Below are 25320 nucleotides of genomic sequence, written 5' to 3' on the forward strand. Positions count from 1 at the left end.
GGGCGGGGGCGGCGGGGGGCTGCCACCGGCCGCCGTGGAGGCGGACGGGATACTGGGGCGATGCGAGTGATAGGCGACACGGATCTGTCCGTCTTCCCGATATCCCTGGGCACCAACGTCTTCGGCTGGACCGCCGGCAAGGAGGACGCGTTCGCGGTCCTCGACGCCTATGTGGAGGGCGGCGGCAACTTCATCGACACCGCCGACGTCTACCCGTACTGGGCCACCGGCGAGCCGACCTCCGAGATCATGATCGGCGAGTGGCTGGAGGCCCGCGGCAACCGCGAGTCCGTCGTGCTGGCGACCAAGGTCGGCATGCTGGAGGGCGTCAAGGGTCTGGCCCCGGACACCATCCGCACCGCGGTCGAGGGGTCGCTGCGCCGGCTGCGCACCGACTACATCGACCTCTACTGGGCGCACGTGGACGACAGGGACACGCCGCTCGCCGAGACGCTCGGCGCGTTCGACGCGCTGGTCCGCGAGGGCAAGGTCCGGCACGTCGGCGCCTCCAACTACCAGGCCGACCGGCTGGCCGCGGCGCTGAAGGTGTCCGACGACGAGGGCCTGACCCGTTACGTGGCGCTCCAGCAGCAGTACAACCTGGTGGAGCGCGACTACGAGGGCGAGCTGCGTGACGTGGTGGCCCGGGAGGGGCTGTCCAGCACGCCGTGGTCGTCGCTGGCGCGCGGCTTCCTGACCGGCAAGTACCGCCCCGGGGTCACCGTCGACAGCCCCAGGGCGAAGGGGGCCGGCGAGTACCTGAGCACGGAGCGGGGGCCGCGCACCGTCGAGGCGCTCGTCCGGGTGGCCTCGGCGCGCGGGGTCGAGCCCGCGTCGGTGGCGCTGGCCTGGCTGGCCGCGCAGCCCACGGTCGCGGCGCCGATCGCCAGCGCCCGCAACGTGGCGCAGCTCCGGCCGCTGCTGGAGGCCGCCGCGCTCAAGCTGGACGCCGACGAGCTGCGCGTGCTGGACGAGGCCTCCCGTCCCTGAGCCGGCGACCCCGGCCGCGCCGAGCGCCCATGCGCGAACCGGCGGGCGGCGGCGCCGTCGTTATCTCATCTTGATCAAAAACAATGATCATGTGATACTTGACGCGCCCGTTGCCGAAGTCAGAGACAGCGCTTCTCAGCGCAGGATGCTCGAGCACGCAGCCGCAGATCAGGACCGACGTAGGGAACGCCCTCATGCCGCTTGCCACGGACCCCACCGTGTCCAAGCCACGAGTCCTTCCGTTCTACCGTGTGGTCCCGCGGCTTCTCAGGGACCCCGTCACCGAGCTGACCCGCATGGGCGTGGAAGCCGAGGGCGGGGTCGTCCGGCTCGACATCGGCCCGTTCCGGCCGTACCTGGTGTCCCATCCTGACCACGTCCGGCAGGTGCTGGAGACGCGGGCGGCCGGCTTCGCGCGCGAGGGCGTGTTCTGGCGCCCGCTGCCCGGCGGCGCCGGGCGGGGCGTCCTCGGCGACGGTGACGGCTGGGCGTCCGGCCGGGAGATCCTCCAGCCGCTGCTCACCGCCTCCGGGGTCGCGTCGCCGGCCGAGGACATCGCCGGCGTCGTCGCCGGGCGCGTCACCGCGCTGGACGAGGACGCGCGCGGCGGCCGGCTGGTCGACGCCGCTCACCTGATGGCCACGATCACCGACCAGGTCCTCGTCAGGGTGCTGTTCGGCGGACACGTCCCGCCGCGGGCGGGCGAGCGGGAGGCGGGCGAGCGGCTGCTGCCGGATCTCGCCGTCTGCGCCACGGCCGCCGGGGTCCGCCTGCCGTTCCCGTTCGTGCCGTACGCGATGCGGGCGCCGGGCGACAGCACGTTCCTGGACGCCGCGCGCAGGATCGACGACGTCGTGCGCCCGCTGATCGAGGAGGTCCGCGCGGCGGACCACCGGGGCGGCGACGTCCCCGGGCGGCCGGACGCGGTGGTCGCGAGCCTCATCAGGGCCAGGATCAGCGAGGACGGCGCGGGCGGCGCGGACCTCCCCGGGCGGGTGCGCGACGACCTGGTCGGCGTCTACGGAGCCGCCGCCGAGACCACGGCGACCGCGCTGACCTGGCTGTGGACGTTGCTGCACGACCATCCCGAGGTGAACGCGCGGCTGCGTGACGAGATCGAGTGGGTCGTGGGCGACGGCCCGGTACGGCCCGGCCACGTGCAGGAGCTGACGTACCTCCGGATGGTGCTCCAGGAGCTGCTGCGCGTCCATCCGCCGGCGTGGATCATCCCGCGGCAGGCGGTGAAGGACACGGAGATCGGCGGCGTCCCGATCGCGGAGGGCTCGCAGGTGCTGGTCAGCCCGTACACGACGCACCGGCTGGAGGCGTTCTGGGAGCGGCCGGCGGAGTTCGACCCGGAGCGCTGGGCGCCCGAGCGCCACGAGCGGCGGCACCCCTACGCCTACGTCCCGTTCGGCGCGGGGTCGCACGGGTGCCCGGGGCAGGACCTGTTCCACCTGCAGGCGGCGCTCGTGGTGGCCGCGCTGGTCGGCAGGTACCAGCCGGAGCTGGCCAACCCGCAGCGCTTCACGCCCGTTCCGGGAGCCGTCGTACGGCCCAGGGAGGCGCCGCTGCTGCGGCTGCTCCCGGGCGGGCGGGACGAGGAGTCCCGGAACGGCGCCTGGCCGGCGGCCGTCCCGCTGCCCGCCATCGGCGGAGGGCCGGCGCACGACTGGACGTGGCCGATGGGCGGAGGCGCGTGAACGCAGCCCCGCGGACGCCGGGGGTCCGTGCCGGTGAGGCCGCGAAACCCGCCCCTCACACGGATAATTGACTAAAAGTCGCGACAAGAACGGATATGTTGGCTCAAATCACCTTGGTAACTTGAGCCATGATCAGGCCCTTGCTAAGGTCCCGAGGATGTCAGCGCTGGTATGCCACGGCATGTCCTGGTCGTCAGCCATTCACATGGACTTCGCAGGGTAGGTACTATGCGCCCCCGCAATTCACGTCTGCGGACCAAGGTCACGGCGTTGCTCCTTTCCCTGACGGCGCTGTGGGTCTTCGCGGCCTGGGTCACGCTGCGTGACGGGGTCAACCTGCTCTGGGTGTCGCAGATCGACACCAGCGTCATCGACCCGAGCCAGCCGCTGCTGGTGGAGCTGCAGCGCGAGCGCCGGATGACGATGATCCGGCTGGGCGACCCCTCCCCGCGCACCCGCCAGGACCTCAAGGCCCAGCGCGAGGCGGCCGACCGCGCGCGGACCACCTTCACGGCCGCCGCCCAGGAGTGGATCGTCGACTGGGCCCTGGACGACGAGGGCAGCACCCGCCTGAGCCAGACGTTCAAGCGCCTGGAGGGTCTCGACACCATCCGCCAGACCGTGGACGCCGGTCAGCTCACCCGCTCCCAGGCCGCCACCACGTACGACGAGATCATCGACTCCTTCTACAGCATGCACAGCCTCATCGGCACCGTGGACGACCAGACGATCGCCAAGGACATCCGCACGCTGGGAACCCTCAGCAAGGCCCGCGAGATGCTCTCCCGCGAGGACGCGCTGCTGGCCGGCGCGATCGCCGAGGGCCGGCTGACCGTCGAGGAGAAGACCAAGTTCACCGAGACGGTCGGCGCCTGGCACATCATGACCGAGCAGGCCGCCATCGACCTGCCCGCCAACGAGCGGCCCGCGTACGATGCCCTCACGATCAGCAACGGCATCGTCCGCCTGCACAACCTGGAGACCCTGGTCGCCGAGTACGGCGGGGGCCGCGAGGGCATCCCGTTCGGCGCCGACCAGTGGGCCTCGGCCACGGAGCGCGGGCTGGCCGAGTTCAACGCGTTCGTCGTCGGCGCCGGCGACCGGCTGGTGGAGCGCACCACGCCCGTCAGCATCGGCGTCATCATCCGGCTGGCGCTGGCCGGCGGCCTGGGCCTCATCGCGGTCATCGCGTCGATCGCCCTGTCGATCTCCACCACCCGGCAGCTCCTCGCCCAGCTGCAGAAGCTGCGCGACGCGGCGCACGAGCTCGCCGACGAGCGGCTGCCCGCCGTCGTGGACCGGATCGGCCGCGGCGAGAGCGTCAACGTGGACGTCGAGGCCCCGGCCCTGCGGTTCGGCGACGACGAGATCGGGCAGGTGGGCCAGGCGTTCAACTCGGTGCAGCAGACCGCGCTGCGGGTCGCCGCCGAGCAGGCCGAGCTGCGCCGCAGCATCCGCGACATCCTGCTCAGCCTGGCGCGCCGCACGCAGGGCCTGGTCCACCGGCAGCTCACCGTCCTCGACGTGATGGAGCGCCGCGAGGCCGACCCGGAGGAGCTGAAGGAGCTCTTCCGGCTGGACCACCTGGCGATCCGTATGCGGCGCAACGCCGAGAACCTCATCGTCCTGTCCGGCTCTTCCCCCGCCCGCACGTGGCGGCGCTCGGTGCCGATGGTGGACGTGGTCCGCGGCGCGCTGGCCGAGGTCGAGGACTACACCCGCGTCACCATCACCCCGATGGGCGACGTGGTGCTCGTCGGCCGGGCCGTCGGCGACGTCATCCACCTGCTAGCAGAGGTGATCGAGAACGCGGTGTCGTTCTCGCCGCCGTACACGACGGTGCAGGTCAGCGGGCAGCTCGTGGCCAACGGTTACGTGATCGAGGTCGAGGACCGCGGCCTGGGCATGAAGCCGGAGGACCTGGCCGCCGCCAACGAGCGCATCGCCGAGCCGCCCGAGTTCCGCATCACCGGCACCGCCCGGCTCGGCCTGTACGTGGTCAGCCGCCTCGCGGAGCGTCACGGCATCCAGGTGGTGCTGAAGGCGTCCCCGTACGGCGGGACGACGGTCGTGGTCCTGCTGCCGCAGGAGCTCGTCCAGATGGACGACGCGCCGAAGCCGCACGAGGACCTGCCGACGTCGCTGCCGCGCAGGCAGACGGGCCTGGCGACCGCGCCGAGGCCGGTGAACGGGGAGAACGTCCGCACGCTGAAGGTGGCCTCGAACCGCAGGGCGCTGGCGCTGGAGCCGGACGAGCTGACGGACCTCCCCGAGCCGAGAGAGCCGGCCGATCTCGGCCGTCCACGCAGGGTTCCGAGCCATCGGAGGCCGGAGATGGATCAGCCGCGCAGAGAGCCGGCCCGGAGAGAGCCGGCCCGCGGGGAGCCGGCGGGGACGGCGCCGGAGCCCTCGGCGGTGGAGCGGCCCGCGGCGGCGTTCACGCCCGGCGGTCTGCCGCTGCGGGTGCCCCAGGCCAGCCTGGCACCCGCCCTGAAGGAGGAGCCGCCGCCCGTGGGGGCGGCGGCCGAGGAAGACGATGACGAGCGCTCCCCGGAGGAGATCCGGGCGATGATGGGATCGCTGCAGTCGGGCACCCGGCTGGGCAGGACCGACGCGGCCCGGCTCATGGGCGAGCGGCGACCGGGAGGCGACGCGTGACACCGAGTTCCGGCACGGATCTCAACTGGCTTCTCGACGATTTGATCGGGCGCATCCCCGAGGCCCGGCACGCCATCGTGCTCTCCTCCGACGGGCTGCTGATGGCCTCCTCGGCGGAGCTGGAGCGGACCGACGGCGAGCATCTGTCCGCGGTGGCGTCCGGGCTGCAGAGCCTGGCCAAGGGCGTCTCCGAGCGGGTGGAGGGCGGCCCGATCAGGCAGACGGTGGTCGAGTGGAGGTCGCAGTTCCTCATCGTGACCAACGCGGGCGAGCGGGCCTGCCTGGCGGTCCTGTGCGCGCAGAACGCCGACATCGGCCTCGTGGCGTACGAGATGGCGATGCTGGTGGCGCGGGTCGGCCAGTACCTGACCTCGGCGGCCCGCACCGGCGAGGCCGTCGCCGGGAGCGAGCGGTGATGCCGACCGGGGACCCGGGAGAGGAGCACTGGGTCGACCCGGAGATCATCCGTCCCTACGTCGTCACGCGAGGGCGCACCCGGCCCGCGCACGGCCGGTTCGACCTCATCTCGATGGCGCTGGCGGTGGGCCCGCCGCCGGGCCCGGACGCGGGACTCGACCCGGAGCATCTCCGGATCCTCCAGCTCTGCCGCGAACCCAAATCGGTGGCGGAGATCGCCGCTCACCTCAACCTGCCCGCGGGAACGATCCGCGTGCTGCTCGGCGACCTGTTCGACAGGGAGCTCGTCTCGGCCCAGGAACCGCAATCCGAGGTGGACATGCGTGACATGAGGATGTACAGGGCGGTGCTCGATGGTCTTCGGTCGCTCTGAGCGCCCGCGCCTGCCCACGGCGATCAAAATTCTGATCGCCGGGGGCTTCGGCGCCGGCAAGACGACGATGGTCGGCGCGGTCTCGGAGACCAGGCCGCTGCGGACCGAGGAGGTCCTCACCGACCGGGGCGTCGGCGTCGACGACATCTCCTCGGTGGAGGCCAAGCGGACCACGACCGTGGCCATGGACTTCGGCCGCATCACGCTGTCCAACGACTACGTCCTGTACCTGTTCGGCACGCCCGGCCAGGAGCGGTTCTGGTTCGTCTGGGACGAGCTGGCCGAGGGGTCGCTGGGCGCGGTGATCCTGGCCGACACCCGGCGCCTGGCCGACTGCTTCCCCTCGGTCGACTACTTCGAGCGGCGGGGCACGCCGTTCGTGGTGGCGGTCAACTGCTTCGACGGGTCGCCGACGTTCGAGCTGGACGAGGTGCGGATGGCGTTGCAGCTCGACCCGGCGATCCCGATCGTGATGTGCGACGCCCGCAAGCGCGACTCCAGCCGGGAGGTGCTCATCACGCTGGTGAAGCACTCGGCCCGGCTGCGCGCCGAGCCCGTCAGCACGTAACGTCGCCCGTACGCGCGAGGAGGGCCCGGCCGGGTGGCCGGGCCCTCCTGCCGTGCCGGGAGGCGTGTCAGTGCTGGCTGGCCTTCTCGGCGCCGACGCCGGTGAGCGAGCGGACCTCGATCTCGGCGTACTTGCCCTCGTTGCGCTCCTTGCTGAGCACGGTGCCCAGCCACCCGCACAGGAAGCCGAGCGGGATGGAGACGATGCCGGGGTTGCTGAGCGGGAACCAGGCGAAGTCGGCGTCCTTGAACAGCGCGGTCGGCGACCCGGAAACCACCGGCGAGAAGATCACCAGGATGAGCGCGGACACCAGGCCGCCGTAGATGGCGCTGACCGCGCCGGCCGTGTTGAACCTCTTCCAGAACAGGCTGTAGAGGATGGCCGGCAGGTTGCCGGAGGCGGCGACGGCGAAGGCCAGCGCCACCAGGAACGCGACGTTCTGCCCCTGCGCCAGGATGCCGAGGCCGATCGAGACGGCGCCGATGACGAACGCGGAGATGCGGGCCACCAGCACCTCCTCCCGGTCGGTGACGTTGCCGCGCTTGAAGACGTGCGCGTACAGGTCGTGGGCGAAGCTGGAGGACGAGGCGAGCGTGAGGCCCGCGACGACGGCGAGGATCGTGGCGAAGGCGACGGCGCCGATGAGCGCCAGCAGGATGGTGCCGCCCACGTCGCCGAGGAACGTCTCACCGATGGCCTTGGCGAGCAGCGGCGCTGCCGTGTTGCCCGCCTTGTCGGCGGCCGCGATGGCCTTGCCTCCGACCAGGGCGGCCGCGCCGAAGCCGAGGACGAGCGTGAGCAGGTAGAACACGCCGATGATGCCGATGCCCCACAGCACGGACTTGCGGGCGTCCTTGGCGGTCGGCACGGTGTAGAAGCGGATGAGGATGTGCGGCAGACCGGCCGTGCCGAGGACGAGCGCGAGGCCGAGGCTGATCAGGTCGATCTTGCCGGCCAGGCCCTGCGCCTCGGTGCCGTACTTCAGGCCGGGGATGAGGAAGCTGTCGCCCTTGCCGCTCTGCGTGGCGGCGTCGCCGAGCAGCGACGACAGGTTGAAGCCGTAGTGGGCGAGGACGAGGATCGTGATCAGGGCGGCGCCGGTCATGAGCAGGACGGCCTTGACGATCTGCACCCAGGTGGTGCCCTTCATGCCGCCGAAGACGACGTACACGATCATGAGGGCGCCGACGCCGACGATCGTCCACGCCTTGCCGGACGGCGAGGTGATGCCGAGCAGCAGGCCGACGAGGGCGCCCGCGCCCACCATCTGGGCCAGCAGGTAGAAGATGCTGACCGTGATCGTGGAGACGCCCGCGGCGGTGCGGACCGGGCGGGGGCTCATGCGGAAGGCCAGCACGTCGGCCATGGTGAACTTGCCGGAGTTGCGCATCAGCTCGGCGACGAGCAGCAGCGCGACCAGCCAGGCCACGAGGAAGCCGATGGAGTACAGGAACCCGTCGTAGCCGGACAGGGCGATGATACCGGCGATGCCGAGGAACGAGGCGGCCGACATGTAGTCGCCGCCGATGGCCATTCCGTTCTGGGCGCCGCTGAAGGACCGGCCGCCGGCGTAGTAGTCGGCGGCCGTCTTGGTCTGGCGGCTGGCCCAGAACGTGATCCCCAGCGTCAGCGCGACGAAGAGGAGGAAGAGCGTGGTCGCGAGGGTCGTCGAACTCACAGGGCCTTCTCCTCGACCTCGTTGCGGAGCTTGTCGGCGATGGGGTCGAGCTTCTTCTCGGCGTGCCGCGCATACGCCCAGGCGATCCAGAACGTCGACACGAACTGGAGCAGGCCGAAGATCAGGGCGACGTTCACGTTGCCGAACAGCTTGATGCCCATGAAGTCGCGGGCGAAGCCGGACAGGATGACGTAGAGCAGGTACCACGTCAGGAACGCGACCGTCATCGGGAACGTCCAGCGGCGGAAGCGCCGCTTCAGGTCCTGGAACTCGGTGCTCTCCTGGACCTGCTCATAAACGGATGCGTCATGTTCTTGAGTCGTCACGAGACCTCCACTGTGATGCGGATCACGCCCAACGTAGGAGCGCAACCTATCCGTAGTGGAGGCCTCACAGGGGGTCGTTCGGCGAGCCGCCACGGCATTGAGGCCAACCGTGCGGCGCTTGCGATGAAAGGTCCCATTCGCGCGACGAACGGTCGGCCCCGCCGACGTCGGTCAGGGCGGTCCCCAGGGGGCGGCCCGGCCGGCGGCCGGCACGTCGCGCGCCTCCGGGACGCGCGCGCTCATCGGGCCGGCCCTTCCAGCGAGAGGGCGAACAGGTGGAGCTGCGGGCGGGTGAGCGCCGGCAGCGTGAGCGAGCGCAGCTCCTTGGCCGGGTCCAGCTCCGCCCGCGTCTCGAACAGGCCGACCTTGAGCGTGTTGGAGCCGGTGCGGCCGTGCCGGTGGGTGCAGCGCAGCACCTCGGTGGTCGGCGAGGCCCCCGCGCCGCCCCAGTCGGGCATCGTGAACGGCACCTGGGCGGTGGAGCCGTCGGCGTAGGTGGCGGTCAGCGTGCCCGTGAGCGCCCCGGAGGTGGCCGCGCCCAGCAGCCGCGCCCTGGTGTACCTACCGGCCGGCACGGCGATGGTCTGGCCCTGCCCGGTCACGTTGTTCCTGGTGCCGTCGCCGTACGCGGGGAAGGTGAAGGTCAGGCCCTCGTGGACGAGCGGGCCGGCGGGCGGCAGCTCCTCGGCCGGGTAGGTGTAGCCGGAGCCGTCGGCGTCGCCGTCGGTCATGGCCTCGTGGGAGGACACCGCGTCGTTGTCGAAGTAAGCCGACAGGCTCACCGGGGTGGTCGGTCCCGGCGGGGGGATCGGCGGCAGTCCCCACGGGTCGGCGGGCTTGGCCGTCGCCACGGGCGCGACGACCACGTCCGGCCGCGCACCGGTGTGGACCAGGACCTCCCGGCCCTGGGGCAGGGTGATCTCCACGACGCCGCCGCCCAGGTCCTTGACCGTGGCCGCGGCGCCGTCGTCCAGCACCGCGGTGATCTTGCCGGTCAGGCCGTGCCTGAGCCGCAACGGTTCGCCGGCCAGGCTCCTGACCCGGATGAAGCGGGTCACGCCGGCCCGCCGTACGGCGGAGACGAGGAACGCGCCCCGAGTGCGGAAGTCGTGCAGCGTGACGTCCTGCCAGGCGGCCGGGACGGCCGGGAAGACCCGGACGACGCCGCCCCAGCTCTGGCAGAGCATGTCGTGGATCGACTGGGCGGCCGACAGCGGCGTCTCGATGACCGGGCCGCCCTCGGCGTAGTGGGTGTTGGCGCGGCAGGGGAAGCGGCTGGCCGGGTCGAAGAACTTGTCCAGGTACGACAGGGCGGTGTCGCCGCGGCCCATCATCGCGTACAGGGAGGCGGCGCCGGTGTAGCTGTAGCCGCGGTGCGCGCCGGTGAGCGACTGCCAGCGGACGACCGACTTCTCGATGATCTCCCGATGCTCCGGCTGGTCCCAGTTGACCTGGTACAGCGGGTAGACCATGAGCAGGTGCGAGTAGTGGCGGTGGGACTGGTCGTACGGGGTCTCGGCGCCGATCATGTAGCCGTTGGCGTCCGCCGGGTAGTCCACCAGGGTGTCGAGCACCTCCTGCCAGCGGGCCTTGAGCGGGTCGTCCACGCGCAGGCGCGCGGCCGAGTCGAGCAGCGTCCGGCACCCCCAGCGGATGAGCGCCAGGTCGTAGTTGGTGTCGCGCGGCGGCGTGACGGGGTACTCCGGCGACAGCGTGCTCGGCAGGTGCAGCTTCCCGTCGGCGCCGGGGGCCAGGAAGTGCAGGTAGTAGTTGACGGCCCGGCGCAGCAGCGGGAAGACCGTGTCCCGCAGCAGCCCGTCGTCCATGGTGTGCCGGTAGGACAGCCAGACGTTGTGCAACGCCCAGGTGAGGTCGCCGACCTCGGCGCCGGAGCCGGGAGTGCCGACGCCGCGGGTGGCGAACATGTCGGAGCTGCGGCCCACGCCCGCGGAGTCGGACCGGTAGGCGGCGGGGACGTTGGCGACGAGCTGGTCCCGGTTGCGGTCCAGGGTGGAGGTGAGCGAGTCGAGCTCCAGGTGGTTGGAGCCGTGGATGAGCCAGTACTCCAGCTGCACGTTGAGGTTCCACCACACGGCGGGCCACGGGGTCGGCTCCAGCCAGGGGCCGGTCGTCGCCATGACGGGCCCGCCGGCGCGGCTGGCCGAGGCCGTCTTGTAGAGCTGGATCCAGTAGAAGCTCTGCAGCCGCTCGTCGGGCAGGGAGATGAAGCTCTTGCCGTAGAAGTCGTGCCACCAGTCGCGGTGCCGCTGCCTGAGCGTGCCGTACGGCTCGGCGCCCTTGATCCGGGCCACGGCGGCGGCCTGGGCGTCGGCGGCGGGGAAGCTGTGGGCGACGGTCAGCATGAGCGTGTCGCCGCGCACCCGGTAGGCGGTCGCGGTCTGGCCGCCGCCGGTCAGCGGCTGGATCACCTGCGCGATGCCGCCGGAGGACGCCGTGGTCCAGGCGGGGTTGGGGGCGTAGCCGGACGGCGGGGCCTCACTGGCCCCGCGGGGGCTGGCGGCCTCCTCCGGGTGGAAGGTCCAGCGCACCTGCTCGCCGCCGGCGGCCGTGGCCTTGGCCACGAGGATCTCGTCCCGGATGAACGCCGAGCAGGTCAGCGTGCCCTTGTCGGTCGTGACGGTGCCGGTGAACTCGGCGTTCCAGAGGTCGAGCCGCCAGTCCACCGCGGTGATCGCGCCGACGGGGTCGAGGGTGAGGTGGCCGACGGGCAGCCGGCAGGTGCCCCAGCCGCTGCCGAACTCGGGCCGGTGGTCCTGAACGCGGCCGTGCTGGACGGTGAAGCGGATCTTGTTCTGGCCGGGCTCCTGGTAGATCATGCTGCCCAGCAGCCCGTCCCCGAGGAACGGGCCCTCGTGCCAGGCCTTGGGCATCCGGCCCCACCGCAGGTCCTGGTCCCTCATGAAGTCCTGCCAGGTGATCCGCTGCTGGAGCCGCCAGGCGGGAGCGGCCGCCCCGCCGGCGGACGCTCCGGTGGCGGACGTGACCGCCCGGGCGGGGCCGGCGGTGGCGGCGGTGGTGAGCAGAGCGAGGGCGAGGCCGCCCGCGGAGCCGATGACGGCTCGGCGTGAGGCCATACCTCCGAGGACTTCCGGCGTTAAGGGCGAATTTTCGGACATGAAAGGCTCCAGCGCGGGGATTGGGGGGCGAGACCGCTGATGAATGAGAAGATCCATCCGATGTCTGCCTCTGTCAAGCCCCCCTCACCCCTTGACTGCGCCCGCGGTGAGCCCCTCCACGATGTAGCGCCTGATGGCGGCGAAGAGCACCAGGGTCGGGATCACCGACACCACGGTCGCCGCGGCCATGGAGCCCCAGTCGATGTCGTATTGAGTGATGAAGGAGTTCATCGCCACCGGGATCGTCTTGGCGTCCTCGCTGTCGATGAACGTGATCGCCAGGAACAGCTCGTTCCAGCACTGCACGAACGCGAAGATGAACGTCGCCGCGATGCCCGGCAGCATCACCGGGATCACCACGCGGACCATCGCCGCGAGCCGGGAGGCCCCGTCCACCTGCGCCGCCTCCTCCAGCGCCACCGGGATCCGCTCGTAGAACCCCCGCATGATGATCGTGGAGAACGGCACCAGCATCGCCACGTACACGAGCATGAGCCCGGCGAGATGGTTGAGCAGGTCGAGGTCGGACATCAGCAGGTACAGCGGCCCGAGCGCGATGAACAGCGGGATCATCTGCGTGACCAGGAACGCCAGCATCAGCGCGCCCCTGCCGGGGAAGGAGAAGCGCGCCAGCGTGTAGCCGCCGAGCACCCCGATCACGGTGACGGCCGCCGCCGCGACCAGCGAGACGAGCAGGCTGTTGAGCAGGTACGCGCCGAAGTCGGCGAACGAGAACAGGTCCGCGTAGTGCTCGAAGGTCACCTCGCCCGGCCAGTACCTCAGCGGCATCGAGAAGATCTCCGCCTTGGGCTTGAGCGAGGTGACGGCGATCCAGTACAGCGGGAACAGCGTGATCACCAGCCAGAGCGCGAGCACGGTCCCCTTGGCCAGGCGTCTCATCGGGACCTCTCGAATCGGGTGGCGTTGAGGTAGAAGACGCTGAAGGCGAGCAGCAGGCCCAGGATGAGCATCCCGACCGCGCCGGCCCGGCCGTAGTCGCCGCCGATGACCTGCTGGATGAGGAACGTCGTGATGATGTCGGTGCTCCCCGCCGGCCCGCCGCCGGTCATGGCGTAGATGAGGTCGGGGAAGTTGAGGATCCAGATGATCCGCAGCAGCACGATCAGGGCCAGCGTCGGGCGGATGTGCGGCAGCGTCACGTGCCAGAACTGCCGCAGCCGGGAGGCGCCGTCCACCGACGCCGCCTCGTACAGCTCCGCCGGCACCGACTGGAGCGCTGCCATGATCATGATGGCGAAGAACGTCACGCCGTACCAGACGTTGGCCACGATCACCGAGGTCATCGCCCAGCCCGGCGAGGCCAGGAACCCGATCCGCCCGTCGATGATCCCGGCCTTCAGCAGCAGGTCGTTGACCACGCCGAACTGCCCGTTGAACATCCACCGCCACAGCAGCCCGATGAGGAAGCCCGACATGGCCCACGGGAAGAACACCCACGCCTGGTAGAGGCCGCGGCCCCGGAAGTGCCGGCGCAGCAGCAGCGCCAGCCCGAACCCGAGGAAGAACTGGAAGAACAGCGACACCGCCACCCACGTGCCGGTGTTGCGCAGCGCGGTCCAGAACCGGTCCTCCGCCAGCACCGCCCGGAAGTTCTCCAGCCCGACGAACGGCGTCGAGGTCAGGTCGAACAGGTTGTAGCGCTGGAAGGCGATGACCGCGCCGCGGATCATCGGGTAGTACGTGAACACCAGCACGAACACCACGCCGGGCAGCAGGCACAGCGCGACGAACCTGGCCCTGCGCCCGGTGAACGCGGGACGGGCGACCTGGCTCACGAGACCTTCTTCGCCTGGTCCGCCCAGAACGCGTCCCAGGACGTGAGCACCTCGGCGACGGTCTTCTTGCCGGTGATCAGCGCCTGCACGTCACGGTCGGAGTCGGCGATGAACTGGCTCCAGCCCGGGTAGTCGACCGGCCGGACCGTGATGACCTGCTTCGGGTCCTGCTGCGCCTCCAGGTACGCCTTCCACGCGCCCTGCGAGAACTGCGGGTCGTTCTGGGCCTGCCGGGAGATCGGGATGAGCGAGTTGCCCTTGGCGAAGGCGATGCTCTGCTTGGCCTCCGACAGGTACTGCACCAGCTTGACCGCCTCCTTCTGGTGCTCGCTGAAGGAGGTGACGCCCCAGCCCGCGTAGCCGACCGGCTGGAAGGCGTAGCCGGACGGGCCCTTCGGGATCGGCGCCGTCGACCACGCCTTGACCCCGCTCTCCTCGACGGTCTTGATGACCTCGGGGTCCTGGATGAGCATGCCGGTGACGCCGGAGGTGAAGCCCTGCACCATCTCCGGGTAGCCCCAGGAGACCGAGTCGGGCGGCGACGCCTCCTTGAAGATCTTCACGTACAGGTCGAGGGCCTGCGCGGCCTCGGGCGTCGAGAAGATCGTCCGCTTGTCCTTGAGGTAGAAGGACTTCTGCGGATCGAGGGCCTCGCCGTTGTACGCGCTGATCATCTGGACCGCGTAGTCGGCGCCGCCCTTGCCGCCCCGGAAGGAGTAGCCGAACCGGTCGCCGGAGGTCATCTTCTTGCCCGCCTCGTACAGCTCCTGCCAGGTCTTCGGCGGCTGTGTCAGGCCCCAGTCGGTGCGGTAGAACAGCGTGCGCTGGTAGAAGCCGTACGGGATGAGGTACGCCTTGCCGCCGATCTCGACGGCCTTCTTCTGGGCCAGCTCGGTAAGGTCGGACCAGCCGGCCCACTGGGTGGTGGGCAGCTCGGCCAGCCAGCCGTTGTTGGAGAAGGACTTGGCCGTGTGGTCGCGGACCTCCAGCACGTCCAGGTCCTTCTTCGTCTGCAGGATCTGGGTGATCTTCTGGTCGGCGCTGTCCAGCGGGGGCGAGACGAGCTCCACCTCCACGCCCGGGTTCGCCTTCTCGAAGCCCTCGATCAGGGTCTTGAGCAGCTTGGTCCGTTCGGGGCTGGTCAGGCTCTCGATCATGCGTAGCTTGACCTCACCCGAGGACGAGCCGGAGCCGCAGCCGGCGAGGACGAGCGTCGCGGCCATCGCTGCTGCTGAGGCCGACATAAGGGGGGTTCGCATAGGTGCCTCCGCACGAGTAAGACAGCACTGGGAGTCCGCCGTCGGGCCGGCGGCGGGGACCGCCGGCCGCACTACCGGATGACACGGCAGACAGCGCTGTCAGTCACGCTAGGCGACCGACCCCCTCCAGCGCCAGACCCAGGTCCTTGATCAACGTGTCGGCCGGCTCCAGCCCCACCGACAGCCTGACGAGGCCGACGGGGATGCCCATGGTGGCCCGCACGCTCTCCTCGGTGGACAGGGCGGGGGCGTTGACCAGGCTCTCGAAGCCGCCCCACGACACCCCGACGCGGAAGTGCCGCAGCAGGTCGATGAAGCCCGCCACCTCCTCCCGCGACTCCGTGTCGAGCTCCAGGCTGAACAGGCTGGAGAAGCCGGACATCTGGCCCGCGGCCAGCGCGTGGTCCGGGTGGGAGGGCAGCCCGGGGTGGTTGACGCGCCGGACGGCCGGGTGCTCGTCCAGGAACTGCGCCACCGCCAGGCCGCGCTCCTGGTGGGCCGCCATCCGCACGGGCAACGTGCGCAGCCCCTTGATCACCTTGGCCGCGTCGTGCGGCGACATGGCGGCGCCGTAGAGCTGGTACTCGGTCAGCGCGAGCGGCCGGATCAGCCGCGACGGGCCGGCCACCACGCCGCCGACCAGGTCGCTGTGCCCGCCCACGTACTTCGACAGCGAGTGGACCACCAGGTCGACGCCCATGGTGAGCGGCTTCTGGAAGAGCGGGGTGGACCAGGTGTTGTCCATGACCGTCACCAGGCCGCGCTCCGCGGCCCACGCCGTGACGGCGGGGATGTCGAAGACCTCATACCGCATGTAGGAGGGCGACTCGAAGTACAGTAGACGCGTGCTCTCCCTGATAGCGCTGTCACAGCTGACGAGATCGTCGACGTGCGTATGCGTGACGCCGAACTTCTCGAGGTAACGCAGGAACTGGGTGGTCGGCCCGTAGACCGCGCCCAGCACCAGCACATGGTCGCCGGCCGACACCAGCGACGAGATCGTCGCCGAGATGGCGCCCATCCCGGAGGCGAAGCACTTGGCCCGCTCGGCCCGCTCCAGCGCCGCCAGCTTGCGCTGGACGAGGTCCACGGTCGGGTTCGTGCCGCGCCAGTAGACGTACCGCTCGTCCTCGTTCCTGATCGCCTCGCCGAGCTCACCGGCCGTGGCGAAGGTGAACACCGAGTTCTCGAACACCGGTGGGTTGACCGCGCCGAGCATCCACGGTTCGTCCTCGCCCAGCCGGCCACAGATCCATTCATCGTCCATGGGGGCACAGTATGACAGCGCGCCGCAAACCCACTATGGCCGACGTGGCCCGCCAGGCGGGTGTCAGCCTCAAGACAGTGTCGCGGGTGGTGAATCAGGAGCCGCACGTCAGCCCCGTCCTCCAGCGGAGGGTGCAGGAGGCGATCGGCGTGCTCGGCTTCCGCCGCAACGAGGCGGCCGCCCGGCTGGCCCGTGGCGCCACCATGCTGACGATCGGGCTGATCATGGAGAACATCTCCAACGAGTTCTACTCCCGGCTGGCCAAGGCGGTCGAGGCGGCGGCGGCCGACCACGCGGCGCTCGTGGTCTTCGGCTCGTACGAGGAACGGCCGGAGCGGGAGCGGATGCTCGTGGAGTCGATGTACGCGCGGGGCGTCGACTCGCTGATCATCGTGCCGTCGGCCGCCGACCACGGCTGGCTCGCCGAGCACGGCGGCCTGACCACGGTGTTCGTGGACCGGGTCCCGCACGGCCTGGAGCGGGCCGACGTGGTGCTGCTGGACGACGTCCGGGGCGGCCGGATGGCGACGGAGCACCTGCTGGCCCGCGGGCACCGGCGCATCGGGCTGATCTCCGACGACGAGGCGTTCAGCTCGGTCCACGACCGCGCCTGCGGCTACCGCGCGGCGCTGGGGGAAGCGGGCGTGGCCGTGGACGAGTCGCTGGTGGTGCGGGGCGTCTTCGACCCGTGGCGGGCCGGGCACGAGGTGGCGCGGCTGCTGTCCCTGGACGACCCGCCCACGGCCTTCTTCGCCACCAACAACCGGGCGGCGATCGGCATCCTCCAGGCGCTACGCGAACGGCCCGAACATCCGGCGTACGTGGGCTTCGACGACTTCGCGCTGGCGGACGTGTTCAACCCCGGGGTGACGGTGGTGCGCTACGACGTGACCCGGCTCGGGCGCAGCGCGGTGGACCTGCTCCTGGACCCTTCGGACACGCCGCGTCGCGTCAAGGTCCCGGTCGAGCTGGTCGCCCGCGGCTCCGGCGAGCTGCCCCCGCCCTCCCGATAGCTGATCCGTTCGCGGCCTGCCATGCGCTCGGTCGGGGGAGGCGGTGAGCTGCGGGAAAAGATGCGACACGGCATGATAGGGCGCGATGAATGGGCATCTATCCCCCGACGCGACCAGCGCGCAGCGGCGCACCATCGGCCCGTACGTCCTGGACCGCAGGCTCGGCGAGGGCGGCATGGGCATCGTGTACCTGGCGCGCGACGGCTCCGGGCGGCACGTGGCGCTCAAGGTCATGCGGCCGGAGCTGGCCGCGCGCGAGGAGTTCCAGCGGCGCTTCCGCGCGGAGGCGGAGGCCGCCCGGCAGGTCGCCCGGTTCTGCACCGCGGCCGTGCTGGACGTCGGCCTGGACACGGTCGGCCCGAACACGGTCGGCCCGAACACGGGCGGCCCGAACACGGGTGGCCCGGACACGGGCGCCGGCGGGGCGCAGGCGTACATCGCGACCGAGTACATCGATGGCCCCGACCTGTCAGCCGTGGTGGAGGCGCAGGGCCCGATGAGCGGGTCCACGCTGGAGGCCCTGGCCGTCGGGGTGGCCACGGCGTTGTCGGCCATCCACGGGGCGGGCGTGGTGCACCGCGACCTCAAGCCGTCGAACATCCTGCTCAGCCCCGTGGGACCGCGGGTCATCGACTTCGGCATCGCCCAGCTCGCCGACACCCTCGCCGGGCAGGGCGACACCGGCGTGGTGGTCGGCACGCTGCCGTACATGTCGCCCGAGCAGGGCCGCGGCGAGCGGGTGACCGCGGCGGCGGACGTGTTCGCGTGGGGGTGCGTGGTCACCTACGCCGCCACGGGTCACCCGCCGTTCCCCGGCCGGAGCGACGCCGAGATCCTCTACCGGGTCGCCCACCACGTGCCGCACCTGGACGGCCTGGACGAGCGGCTGCGCCCCCTGGTCGAGCAGGCCCTGGACAAGGACCCGGCGCGCCGCCCCACCGCCCAGCAACTCCTCGACCGGCTGCTCGGCCGCGACAGGGTGACGGCGGAGGCCGCGACCCGGCTGGTGACCGCCGGCTGGGACGTTGGCACGCCCGTCCCGCGTCCCGTGACGGACCGGCCGCCCCGCCGGTGGCTGGTGCCGCTGCTGGTCGCGGTGACCGCCGTGGCCGTCTCGGCGGCCGTGCTGGCCCTCACGCTGTACGGCGGCCGGGAACGGCCCGGCGGCGGCGCACCCACGGCGGGCCGCGATCTCCAGGTCGACGGGGTCAAGCTGCACGTCGAGGTCGCCTCGCTCACCCGTGAGGGCCGTACCGTCACCCTCCAGTGGTCGGTGCGGAACGCCGGCGACAAGGCCTGGAACCCGTGGACGGCCTTCGGCACGGAGCCGGGCAGCAAGTGGCAGTACAACAGCACCGCCGGGGTGATGCTGGTGGCCCCGGCGACCGGCAGGAAGTACGGGCCGGTGACCGAGGGCGACACCTGCTCCTGCAGTCCCACCGGGAACCCCCTGCGGCCCGGCGACACCGCGCCCTACTACTCGCTGTTCACCGGGGTTCCCGAGGACGCCGACCGGATCGGTGTGCAGATCCCCAGCGTCGGCTACTTCGCGGACGTCCCCATCGAGTGAGCGGCACAGGGGTCAGGACGAGCGGGGACGCCAGTCGCCGCGGTCCAGGTTGAGGTCCTCGGGGGTGTGCAGGCGGACCATGGTCCTGGCCACGCCCGGCGGCACCCGGTGCGGCGTGAGGAACGAGACGGCCACCATCACCACGAACGCGATCGGCACCGTCCACGCCGCCGGCTGGGCCAGCAGCGCGTTCGCCGGCCCCTCGTACGGACCGCCGACGATCGTGACGAGCACCGCCGCGCAGGCCAGCCCGCCGCCCACGAACAGGCCCGCCAGCGCGCCCGTGGTGCTGAGCCGCCGCCACCAGATGCCGAGCACCAGCAGCGGGCAGAACGAGGAGGCGGCCACCGCGAACGCCAGCCCCACCACGTCCGCCACCGGCAGCGCCCTGGCCTGGAGCGCGAGCGCGAGCGGCACGGCCACCGCCATCAGCGTCGCGATCCGGAACGAGCGCACCCCGCCCTTGAGCAGGTCCTGCGCGATCACCCCCGCCACCGACACGGTCAGGCCCGAGGACGTCGACAGGAACGCCGCGAACGCCCCGGCCGTGACCAGCGCCGTCAGCAGCTCGCCGAGCGTGCCGCCGACCATCCGGCCGGGCAGGGTGAGGACGACGGCGTCGGTGCGGACGAGGTCGGGCGCGTACAGCCGGCCGAGCCAGCCGTACAGGGCGGGCAGCAGGTAGAAGGCGCCGAGCAGCGACAGCACGACGAGCGTGGTGCGGCGGGCGGCCCGCCCGTCGGGGTTGGTGTAGAAGCGCACGAGCACGTGCGGCAGCCCCATGGTGCCGAGGAACGTGGCCAGGATCAGCGAGTACGTCGAGTACAGCGCGTACTCCTTGCCCCCGGCCAGCGGCACCTGCCAGGTGGCGGCGTCCTGCGGGCTCAGCGGCGGCGCGCCACCCGCCCGCCACGCCATGAGGAGGAACACCAGCGGCACGGCCAGCGCCGTCAGCTTCAGCCAGTACTGGAACGCCTGCACGAACGTGATCGACCGCATGCCGCCGGACAGCACGTTCACCGCGACGACCGCCGCCACGAGCAGTCCGCCCGCCCACCGCGGCGCCCCCGTGATCTCCCGCAGCACCAGACCGGCGCTCTGGAACTGCGGCATCAGGTACAGCCAGCCGATGAGGACGACGAGCACGCTCGCGGCGCGGCGCACGGCCATCGACTCCAGCCGCGCCTCGGCGAAGTCCGGCAGCGTGTACGCCCCCGAGCGGCGCAGCGGGGCGGACACGAGCACGAGCAGCACCAGGTAGCCGCCCGTCCAGCCGACCGGCAGCCACAGCATGTCGGCGCCGAAGGACAGGATCAGCCCGGCCACGCCCAGGAACGAGGCGGCCGACAGGTACTCGCCGCCGATGGCGGAGGCGTTCCAGAGGGGGCTGACCGTGCGGGAGGCGACATAGAAGTCGGAGGTGGTGCGGGAGACGCGGATGCCGAACGCGCCGATGAGCACGGCCGCCACGACGACGACGAGGACGGCGGCGAGGCTCACGGGCGTTCGACCAGGTCCGCGAAGTGGCGCTCGTTGCGTTCGGCCTGCCGCACGTACAGCCAGGCCCCGATGACGAAGGCCGGGTAGATGAGGCCGGCGAGCACCGCCCAGGGCAGCGGGACGCCGAGCAGCTCCGCCTCGCGCAGCCGCGGGATGAGCAGGAACAGCAGCGGCAGGCCGCACACCACGCAGCCCAGGACCGTGCAGACGAACAGCGCCAGCCGGAACTGGGTGCGCAGCAGGGAGCGCATGTACACCTCGCCGAGATGGGTCTGCTCGTCGATCTCCCGGGTCGCCGGGTAGCGGGGCCGGCGCGCGGCGGCGGTCCGCGGGCTGGTCACGGCCACCCGCCGCGGCTGCTCGCCGCGCCGGGCCGGGCGCGGGGTCTCGGGGTCGCGGCCCGTCCGGCGGGCCCCCTGCGGGCGCGGGGTCTCGGGGTCGCGGCTCATTCGGCGCGTCCCCTGCGGGCGCGGCGCACGAGCAGGTCGCGCAGCTCGCGCGTGTGGCGGCGGCTGACCGGGATCTCCGTGTCCCCCACCCTGACCGTGCAGCGCCCGGAGTCGATGTGCAGCTCCTCGATGTGCTTGACCGCCACCAGGTGGCTGCGGTGCACCCGGACGAACCCGGCCGAGGCCCAGCGCTCCTCCAGCACGGCCAGCGGGATGCGCACCAGGTGGCTGCCGGTGGCCGTGTGCAGGCGGGCGTAGTCGCCGTGCGCCTCCACGTAGACCACGTCGGTGCTGGAGACGAACCGGGTGACCCCGCCCAGCTCGACCGGGATGGTGTCGGACTCGCCGCCCTCGGCGGGCACGTCCGCCGAGACCGCGACCCGCCGGATCGCCTCGGCCAGCCGCTCGGGGCGCACCGGTTTGAGCAGGTAGTCCTCCGCCTTGATCTCGAACGCCTCGATGGCGTGCTCCTCGTACGCGGTGACGAACACCACGCGGGGCGGGTTGGCGAAGCGCGACAGCAGCCGGCCCAGCACGACGCCGTCCAGGCCGCGCATCCTGATGTCGAGGAACACCGCGTCGATCGGCCGGCCCTCGGCGATGGCCCGGTCCAGCAGGCGCAGGGCCGCGGCGCCGTCACGGGCGGTCGCGACCTCCCCGATGCGCGGGTCGGCGCGCAGCAGGTATGACAGGTCCTCCAGCGCGGGCAGCTCGTCGTCGACCGCGAGAACCCTGAGTTGCGCCATAGACAGTGATAAAACCGACAACTACCGACGCGGTCAACGGGCCGAGACGCCGGGGTGATACTTCGGCAACCTGACGTTGACCTTCGTGCCGGCGCCCGCCCCCGTCTCGACGACGAGCCCGTACTCGTCCCCGTACACCTGGCGCAGCCGTTCGTCCACGTTGGCCAGCCCGACGCCGCCCGCCGGCGCGACCTCGCCGGCCAGGATGCGGCGCAGCCGCTCGGGGTCCATGCCGAGGCCGTCGTCCTCGACGCTGATGCGGCACTCCGCGCCGCCGTCCTCGGCGATGATCGCGATGCGGCCGACGCCGTTGCGGCTCTCCAGGCCGTGGCGTACGGCGTTCTCGACGAGCGGCTGCAGGCACAGGAACGGCACGGCGACGGGCAGCACCTCGGGGGCGATGCGCAGGGTCACCTGGAGCTGGTCGCCGAAGCGGGCGCGTTCGAGGGTGAGGTAGCGGTCGATCGAGCGCAGCTCCTCGGCCAGCGTGGTGAACTCGCCGTGCCGGCGGAAGGAGTAGCGGGTGAAGTCGGCGAACTCCAGCAGCAGCTCGCGGGCCCGTTCGGGGTCGGTGCGGACGAACGAGGCGATGGTGGTGAGCGAGTTGTAGATGAAGTGCGGTGAGATCTGCGCGCGCAGCGCCCGCACCTCGGCCTCCATGAGCAGCGTGCGCGAGCGGTCCAGCTCGGCCAGCTCCAGCTGCGAGTCGACCCAGCCCGCGACCTCCTGGGCGGCCTTGACCAGCCCCGCCGAGGCTTGGGGGCCGTAGGCGGCCAGCGCGCCGACGACCCGGTCGTCGGTGGTGAGCGGCACGACCACGGCATGCCGGATCGGGCACTCCAGCAGGTCGCAGTCGACGGCCAGCACCTGGGTCCGGCCGTCCTTGAGCGTGGCCCGCGCGTGCTCGAACGCCTCCCCGGCGTGGTGCTCCCCCGCGCCGTCGTACACCAGCAGCCGCTCCCCGTCGGTGACGGCCACGGCGGAGGAGCCGAGCAGCGCGCGCAGGTGCCGCGAGGCCCGCTCGGCGCCGTCGGCGGTCAGCCCGGCGCGCAGCGGCGGGCCGGCGAGGGAGGCGGTGTGCAGCGTCTCGAACGTGGCCCGCTCGGCCGGGCTGGTGCCGAGCTCCCGGCGGCCGCGCATGACGCGCCACAGGACGAGCCCCGGCACGCCCACGAGTGCCGCCGCCACGGCGACGCCGACGAGGTACTCCACACCGCGCGAGCCTACTCGGCAGACCCCCAGGGCCCGCCCTGGCCCTGGGCGAGCGCCTTGGCGACGGCGTCGGCGTACGAGCGGGCCTCCTCGTCGGAGTCGTACTTGGTGCGCGGCCAGAAGAAGCCGCGCAGGCCGTCCTTGCGGTTGCGCGGCACCACGTGGACGTGCAGGTGGGGGACGCTCTGGCTGACGTGGTTGTTCATCGCGACGAACGTGCCGGCGGCCTCCATGGCCTCCTCCACGGCGCGGGCCACGGCCTGGACCCGCTCGAAGAACGGCCCCACGTCGGGCAGCGGCAGGTCGGCGAGCGTCTCGGCGTGCCGCCGGGGCACCACGAGCACGTGGCCCTTGAACAGGGGCCTGGCGTCGAGGAAGGAGACGGCCACTTCGTCGGCGCGCACGACGAACGCGGGCCGCTCCCCCGCGACGATCTCGCAGAACAGGTCGGTGCTCACCGGCCGACCCTACCCGCCGGCCACCTCGGCGGTCCCGGCCGCGTCCCGCCGGGGCCGGCCCGCGCCCCGCAGGTGGTCGCGGAAGTCGGTCCAGCTCGTCATGTTCGGCGCCGACCACGCCTCCGGGGCGCGCAGGAAGCGCTCGCCGGCGAAGCGGGCCAGCCGTCCGGGCACCTCGGTGACCTTGCCGCCCCGGCAGTGGTAGACGAGCGCCCCCTCGCGCTGCCCCATCGCCATCCACGGCAGCCACGGCGACACCCGGCACCACGAGAACACGCAGGGGACGTCAGCCACGCCCGAGTCCAGATCGGCGGCGCGGGCGAAGAACTGGAACAGCTCCATCGCCCGGTAGGTGTCGCCCGCCGAGTGCTCGGGGAAGTCGGCGACCGGGAGCGGCGACGGGTAGGCCAGGCGCACGTCCACGTTGTAGACGACCTGGTCGCCGACGCGGGTGAACGGCACCGCGCGGTCGCCGAGCGGCTGGTTGACGGGGTCGTTGAAGACGTGCCGCACCTCGACGCTCTCGCCGGTGAACGGGTTGTCCCAGGTGGACAGGACGTCCCGGGTGACAGGGTCGAGGTAGGCGGCGGCCTCGCGGGTCAGCAGCCGCCAACCGGCGTCGCCGCGTTCGGCGCGGGCCACGTTGAGGCCCTCGAAGCCGAACAGGTGGTGCGGTCCGTCGTCGCGCCGCCAGCCGTACACGTCGCCGGTCCACCAGGAGATCGTCTCGGCGCCGTCCGCGGCGGCGCGCACCCGTACGAAGTCCCTGCCGTAGTCGCTGCCGTTGTCCATGCCCGCAGCCTCCCCGACCCGCGCCTCCGGATCAAGGACACGGGCGCCCCCGGACGGGTCAGCGGGGGGTGACGGTGAGGTCGAAGACCGCCTCGCCGGAGCGCAGGCGGCTCTCCTCGGTGGGGGGCGACGTCGCGCCGCCGCAGCGCCAGCAGTCGTACAGCCTGACGCTCGTCGTGCCGGGCCGCTTGGTGTTGAACACGAAGTAGGCGGTGCCCGGGGAGCCGTCGCGCCGGCGCTCCTTGCTGATGTACGAGGCGACCCGGGCGTCGGGCACCGCCTCCAGGGTCCAGCTGTCGCCCGCCGCCGGGTCGTCGGGCACCGCCAGCGAGAACCGCTGCCCCGAATGCAGCTCCACCGGGACGGTCGCGCCCTTGGCGCCCTTGAAGATCACGCCGAGGTCGCTGACCGCCGCGCCGCCGCCGCATCCCGCGACGACGGCGGCGGTCAGCACCACGAGCAGGGCTGAGGCCGGCCGACGCTTCACTCAGGCAGCGTATCGGGCTCGGGCGCGTCCCGGGGCTCGGCGTACGGCTCCCGCTCCACGGGGCTGCCCTCGGCGATGGCGCGCTCCCTGATCAGCTCGGCGTCGAACTCGGCGCCGAACAGCAGCGCCATGTTCGACAGCCACAGCCAGATGAGGAACACCACGACCGCCGCGAGCGTGCCGTACGTCTTGTTGTAGGAGCCGAAGTGGCTCGCGTAGAGCGCGAACCCGGCCGAGACCATCACCCAGAGAACGACCGCGAGCAGCCCTCCGGGGCTGATCCAGCGCACGCCCGGCTGGCGCACGTTGGGCGCCGCCCAGTAGAGCACCATGATGAGGCCGGCCGCGATCAGGGCGAGGACCGGCCACTTGACGATGTTCCAGGTGGTCACCACCGCTCCGCCCAGTCCCAGCGCGCGCCCCGCCAGGTCGGCGAGCCGGCCGGTGAGGGTGACCGCGATCGCCCCGACCGCGAGCAGCACGGTCACCAGGACGGTCAGGCCGATCCGCAGCGGGGTGGTCTTCCAGAACGGCCGGCCCTCCCCGATGTCGTAGATCGCGTTGCAGGCCCGGATGAAGGCCGCGATGTAGCCGGAGGCCGACCACAGGGCCACGGCCAGGCCGACGAGAGCGAACACGCTCGCCGACCCGACCCGCTGGACGCCCGCCACACCCTGCGTGAGCAGGTCGCGCACTTCGGCGGGCGCCACCACGGCCAGGTTGCCCACGATCACCGCGGTGTCGTCGCGGCCGAGCAGGCCGAACAGCGACACCAGCACGATCATCGCCGGGAAGATCGACAGCACCGCGTAGTAGGTGAGCGCGGCGGCGAGGTCCTGGACGTTGTCGTCCTTGAACTCGATGAACGTGCGCTTCAGCACGCTCCACCAGGCTCTGCACGGGAAGTCGGTGGGACGTTCG

Annotated in this window: 23 protein-coding genes; 8 read left to right on the plus strand and 15 right to left on the minus strand. The window is 71.8% G+C overall.

Annotation, left to right across the window (positions count from 1 at the left end; genetic code table 11):
• The first annotated feature begins 60 nt into the window (after positions 1–60).
• The 6 genes from MTP10_RS20730 to MTP10_RS20755 all read left to right on the plus strand — a co-directional run bounded on the left by MTP10_RS20730 (position 61) and on the right by MTP10_RS20755 (position 6709).
• Entirely contained in the window at positions 61–990 is a 930-nt protein-coding gene (locus tag MTP10_RS20730; protein WP_310711151.1) for an aldo/keto reductase, read from the plus strand.
• 194 nt (positions 991–1184) lie between these two features.
• Complete coding sequence (locus MTP10_RS20735) at positions 1185–2693, plus strand: cytochrome P450 (RefSeq protein WP_310711152.1); 1509 nt, start codon at positions 1185–1187, stop codon at positions 2691–2693.
• 270 nt (positions 2694–2963) lie between these two features.
• Entirely contained in the window at positions 2964–5351 is a 2388-nt protein-coding gene (locus MTP10_RS20740) for a nitrate- and nitrite sensing domain-containing protein (RefSeq protein ID WP_310711153.1), read from the plus strand.
• Positions 5348–5767: a roadblock/LC7 domain-containing protein gene (locus tag MTP10_RS20745; RefSeq protein WP_310711154.1), complete on the plus strand. Its 420-nt coding sequence runs from the start codon at positions 5348–5350 to the stop codon at positions 5765–5767. Before MTP10_RS20740 ends, MTP10_RS20745 begins: the two co-directional genes overlap by 4 nt.
• Positions 5767–6141 (plus strand): DUF742 domain-containing protein, encoded by a 375-nt coding sequence (locus tag MTP10_RS20750; RefSeq protein ID WP_310711155.1) that lies wholly within the window; start codon positions 5767–5769, stop codon positions 6139–6141. The genes MTP10_RS20745 and MTP10_RS20750 overlap by 1 nt, the downstream gene beginning before the upstream one ends.
• Entirely contained in the window at positions 6122–6709 is a 588-nt protein-coding gene (locus MTP10_RS20755) for an ATP/GTP-binding protein (protein ID WP_310711156.1), read from the plus strand. The genes MTP10_RS20750 and MTP10_RS20755 overlap by 20 nt, the downstream gene beginning before the upstream one ends.
• Positions 6710–6776: 67 nt before the next feature.
• Here MTP10_RS20755 and MTP10_RS20760 read toward each other — a convergent pair whose 3' ends face one another.
• The 7 genes from MTP10_RS20760 to MTP10_RS20790 all read right to left on the minus strand — a co-directional run bounded on the left by MTP10_RS20760 (position 6777) and on the right by MTP10_RS20790 (position 16172).
• Entirely contained in the window at positions 6777–8387 is a 1611-nt protein-coding gene (locus MTP10_RS20760; RefSeq protein WP_310711157.1) for a cation acetate symporter, read from the minus strand.
• The gene (locus MTP10_RS20765) at positions 8384–8713 is read right to left on the minus strand and encodes a DUF485 domain-containing protein (RefSeq protein ID WP_310711158.1); all 330 of its coding nucleotides are present in this window, start codon (positions 8711–8713) and stop codon (positions 8384–8386) included. Before MTP10_RS20765 ends, MTP10_RS20760 begins: the two co-directional genes overlap by 4 nt.
• 239 nt (positions 8714–8952) lie before the next feature.
• A complete protein-coding gene (locus MTP10_RS20770; protein WP_310711159.1) occupies positions 8953–11808 on the minus strand; it encodes a glycosyl hydrolase family 95 catalytic domain-containing protein in 2856 nt (951 codons plus the stop codon).
• A gap of 126 nt (positions 11809–11934) precedes the next feature.
• Positions 11935–12750, minus strand: a complete 816-nt coding sequence (locus MTP10_RS20775) for a carbohydrate ABC transporter permease (RefSeq protein ID WP_310711160.1) — start codon at positions 12748–12750, stop codon at positions 11935–11937.
• Positions 12747–13646: a sugar ABC transporter permease gene (locus tag MTP10_RS20780; protein WP_310711161.1), complete on the minus strand. Its 900-nt coding sequence runs from the start codon at positions 13644–13646 to the stop codon at positions 12747–12749. The genes MTP10_RS20775 and MTP10_RS20780 overlap by 4 nt, the downstream gene beginning before the upstream one ends.
• The gene (locus tag MTP10_RS20785) at positions 13643–14905 is read right to left on the minus strand and encodes a sugar ABC transporter substrate-binding protein (protein WP_310711162.1); all 1263 of its coding nucleotides are present in this window, start codon (positions 14903–14905) and stop codon (positions 13643–13645) included. The genes MTP10_RS20780 and MTP10_RS20785 overlap by 4 nt, the downstream gene beginning before the upstream one ends.
• 103 nt (positions 14906–15008) lie before the next feature.
• Entirely contained in the window at positions 15009–16172 is a 1164-nt protein-coding gene (locus MTP10_RS20790; protein WP_310711163.1) for a PLP-dependent aspartate aminotransferase family protein, read from the minus strand.
• A gap of 35 nt (positions 16173–16207) precedes the next feature.
• Between MTP10_RS20790 and MTP10_RS20795 the strand changes: the two genes are divergently transcribed.
• Both MTP10_RS20795 and MTP10_RS20800 read left to right on the plus strand, forming a co-directional pair.
• The gene (locus tag MTP10_RS20795) at positions 16208–17185 is read left to right on the plus strand and encodes a LacI family DNA-binding transcriptional regulator (RefSeq protein WP_310711241.1); all 978 of its coding nucleotides are present in this window, start codon (positions 16208–16210) and stop codon (positions 17183–17185) included.
• Positions 17186–17270: 85 nt separating this feature from the next.
• The gene (locus tag MTP10_RS20800) at positions 17271–18755 is read left to right on the plus strand and encodes a serine/threonine-protein kinase (RefSeq protein ID WP_310711164.1); all 1485 of its coding nucleotides are present in this window, start codon (positions 17271–17273) and stop codon (positions 18753–18755) included.
• Between the two features lie 12 nt (positions 18756–18767).
• On the opposite strand, the gene MTP10_RS20805 is transcribed toward MTP10_RS20800, so the two are convergent.
• Genes MTP10_RS20805 through MTP10_RS20840 form a run of 8 tightly spaced genes read right to left on the minus strand, consistent with a single transcriptional unit; the run spans position 18768 to position 25280 of the window.
• Positions 18768–20255 (minus strand): cation acetate symporter, encoded by a 1488-nt coding sequence (locus tag MTP10_RS20805; protein WP_310711165.1) that lies wholly within the window; start codon positions 20253–20255, stop codon positions 18768–18770.
• Positions 20252–20704: a hypothetical protein gene (locus tag MTP10_RS20810; protein WP_310711166.1), complete on the minus strand. Its 453-nt coding sequence runs from the start codon at positions 20702–20704 to the stop codon at positions 20252–20254. The genes MTP10_RS20805 and MTP10_RS20810 overlap by 4 nt, the downstream gene beginning before the upstream one ends.
• Positions 20701–21450: a LytTR family DNA-binding domain-containing protein gene (locus MTP10_RS20815; protein ID WP_310711168.1), complete on the minus strand. Its 750-nt coding sequence runs from the start codon at positions 21448–21450 to the stop codon at positions 20701–20703. Before MTP10_RS20815 ends, MTP10_RS20810 begins: the two co-directional genes overlap by 4 nt.
• Before the next feature lie 33 nt (positions 21451–21483).
• Complete coding sequence (locus MTP10_RS20820; RefSeq protein WP_310711169.1) at positions 21484–22662, minus strand: histidine kinase; 1179 nt, start codon at positions 22660–22662, stop codon at positions 21484–21486.
• An 11-nt stretch (positions 22663–22673) separates the two neighbouring features.
• Positions 22674–23120, minus strand: coding sequence for an HIT family protein (locus tag MTP10_RS20825; RefSeq protein WP_310711170.1), 447 nt, complete (start codon positions 23118–23120; stop codon positions 22674–22676).
• Positions 23121–23129: 9 nt separating this feature from the next.
• A complete protein-coding gene (locus MTP10_RS20830; RefSeq protein WP_310711171.1) occupies positions 23130–23912 on the minus strand; it encodes a DUF1838 family protein in 783 nt (260 codons plus the stop codon).
• 58 nt (positions 23913–23970) lie between these two features.
• Positions 23971–24399 carry a protease inhibitor I42 family protein gene (locus MTP10_RS20835; RefSeq protein ID WP_310711172.1) on the minus strand — a complete coding sequence of 143 codons (429 nt, stop codon included), beginning with the start codon at positions 24397–24399 and terminating at the stop codon, positions 23971–23973.
• Positions 24396–25280, minus strand: coding sequence for a YihY/virulence factor BrkB family protein (locus tag MTP10_RS20840; RefSeq protein ID WP_310711173.1), 885 nt, complete (start codon positions 25278–25280; stop codon positions 24396–24398). Before MTP10_RS20840 ends, MTP10_RS20835 begins: the two co-directional genes overlap by 4 nt.
• Positions 25281–25320: the final 40 nt, after the last annotated feature.

Source organism: Nonomuraea sp. 3-1Str (assembly GCF_031570565.1).
Taxonomy (GTDB): Bacteria; Actinomycetota; Actinomycetes; order Streptosporangiales; family Streptosporangiaceae; genus Nonomuraea.

What these genes read in the sequence shown, in the direction of transcription:
- MTP10_RS20730 (WP_310711151.1), top strand. Translation starts at nt 61, where the DNA reads ATGCGAGTGATAGGCGACACGGATCTGTCCGTCTTCCCGATATCCCTG.
- MTP10_RS20810 (WP_310711166.1), bottom strand. Translation starts at nt 20,704, where the DNA reads ATGAGCCGCGACCCCGAGACCCCGCGCCCGCAGGGGGCCCGCCGGACG.
- MTP10_RS20785 (WP_310711162.1), bottom strand. Translation starts at nt 14,905, where the DNA reads ATGCGAACCCCCCTTATGTCGGCCTCAGCAGCAGCGATGGCCGCGACG.
- MTP10_RS20735 (WP_310711152.1), top strand. Translation starts at nt 1,185, where the DNA reads ATGCCGCTTGCCACGGACCCCACCGTGTCCAAGCCACGAGTCCTTCCG.
- MTP10_RS20830 (WP_310711171.1), bottom strand. Translation starts at nt 23,912, where the DNA reads ATGGACAACGGCAGCGACTACGGCAGGGACTTCGTACGGGTGCGCGCC.
- MTP10_RS20755 (WP_310711156.1), top strand. Translation starts at nt 6,122, where the DNA reads ATGGTCTTCGGTCGCTCTGAGCGCCCGCGCCTGCCCACGGCGATCAAA.
- MTP10_RS20775 (WP_310711160.1), bottom strand. Translation starts at nt 12,750, where the DNA reads ATGAGACGCCTGGCCAAGGGGACCGTGCTCGCGCTCTGGCTGGTGATC.
- MTP10_RS20790 (WP_310711163.1), bottom strand. Translation starts at nt 16,172, where the DNA reads ATGGACGATGAATGGATCTGTGGCCGGCTGGGCGAGGACGAACCGTGG.
- MTP10_RS20750 (WP_310711155.1), top strand. Translation starts at nt 5,767, where the DNA reads ATGCCGACCGGGGACCCGGGAGAGGAGCACTGGGTCGACCCGGAGATC.
- MTP10_RS20770 (WP_310711159.1), bottom strand. Translation starts at nt 11,808, where the DNA reads ATGGCCTCACGCCGAGCCGTCATCGGCTCCGCGGGCGGCCTCGCCCTC.
- MTP10_RS20800 (WP_310711164.1), top strand. Translation starts at nt 17,271, where the DNA reads ATGAATGGGCATCTATCCCCCGACGCGACCAGCGCGCAGCGGCGCACC.
- MTP10_RS20795 (WP_310711241.1), top strand. Translation starts at nt 16,208, where the DNA reads ATGGCCGACGTGGCCCGCCAGGCGGGTGTCAGCCTCAAGACAGTGTCG.
- MTP10_RS20815 (WP_310711168.1), bottom strand. Translation starts at nt 21,450, where the DNA reads ATGGCGCAACTCAGGGTTCTCGCGGTCGACGACGAGCTGCCCGCGCTG.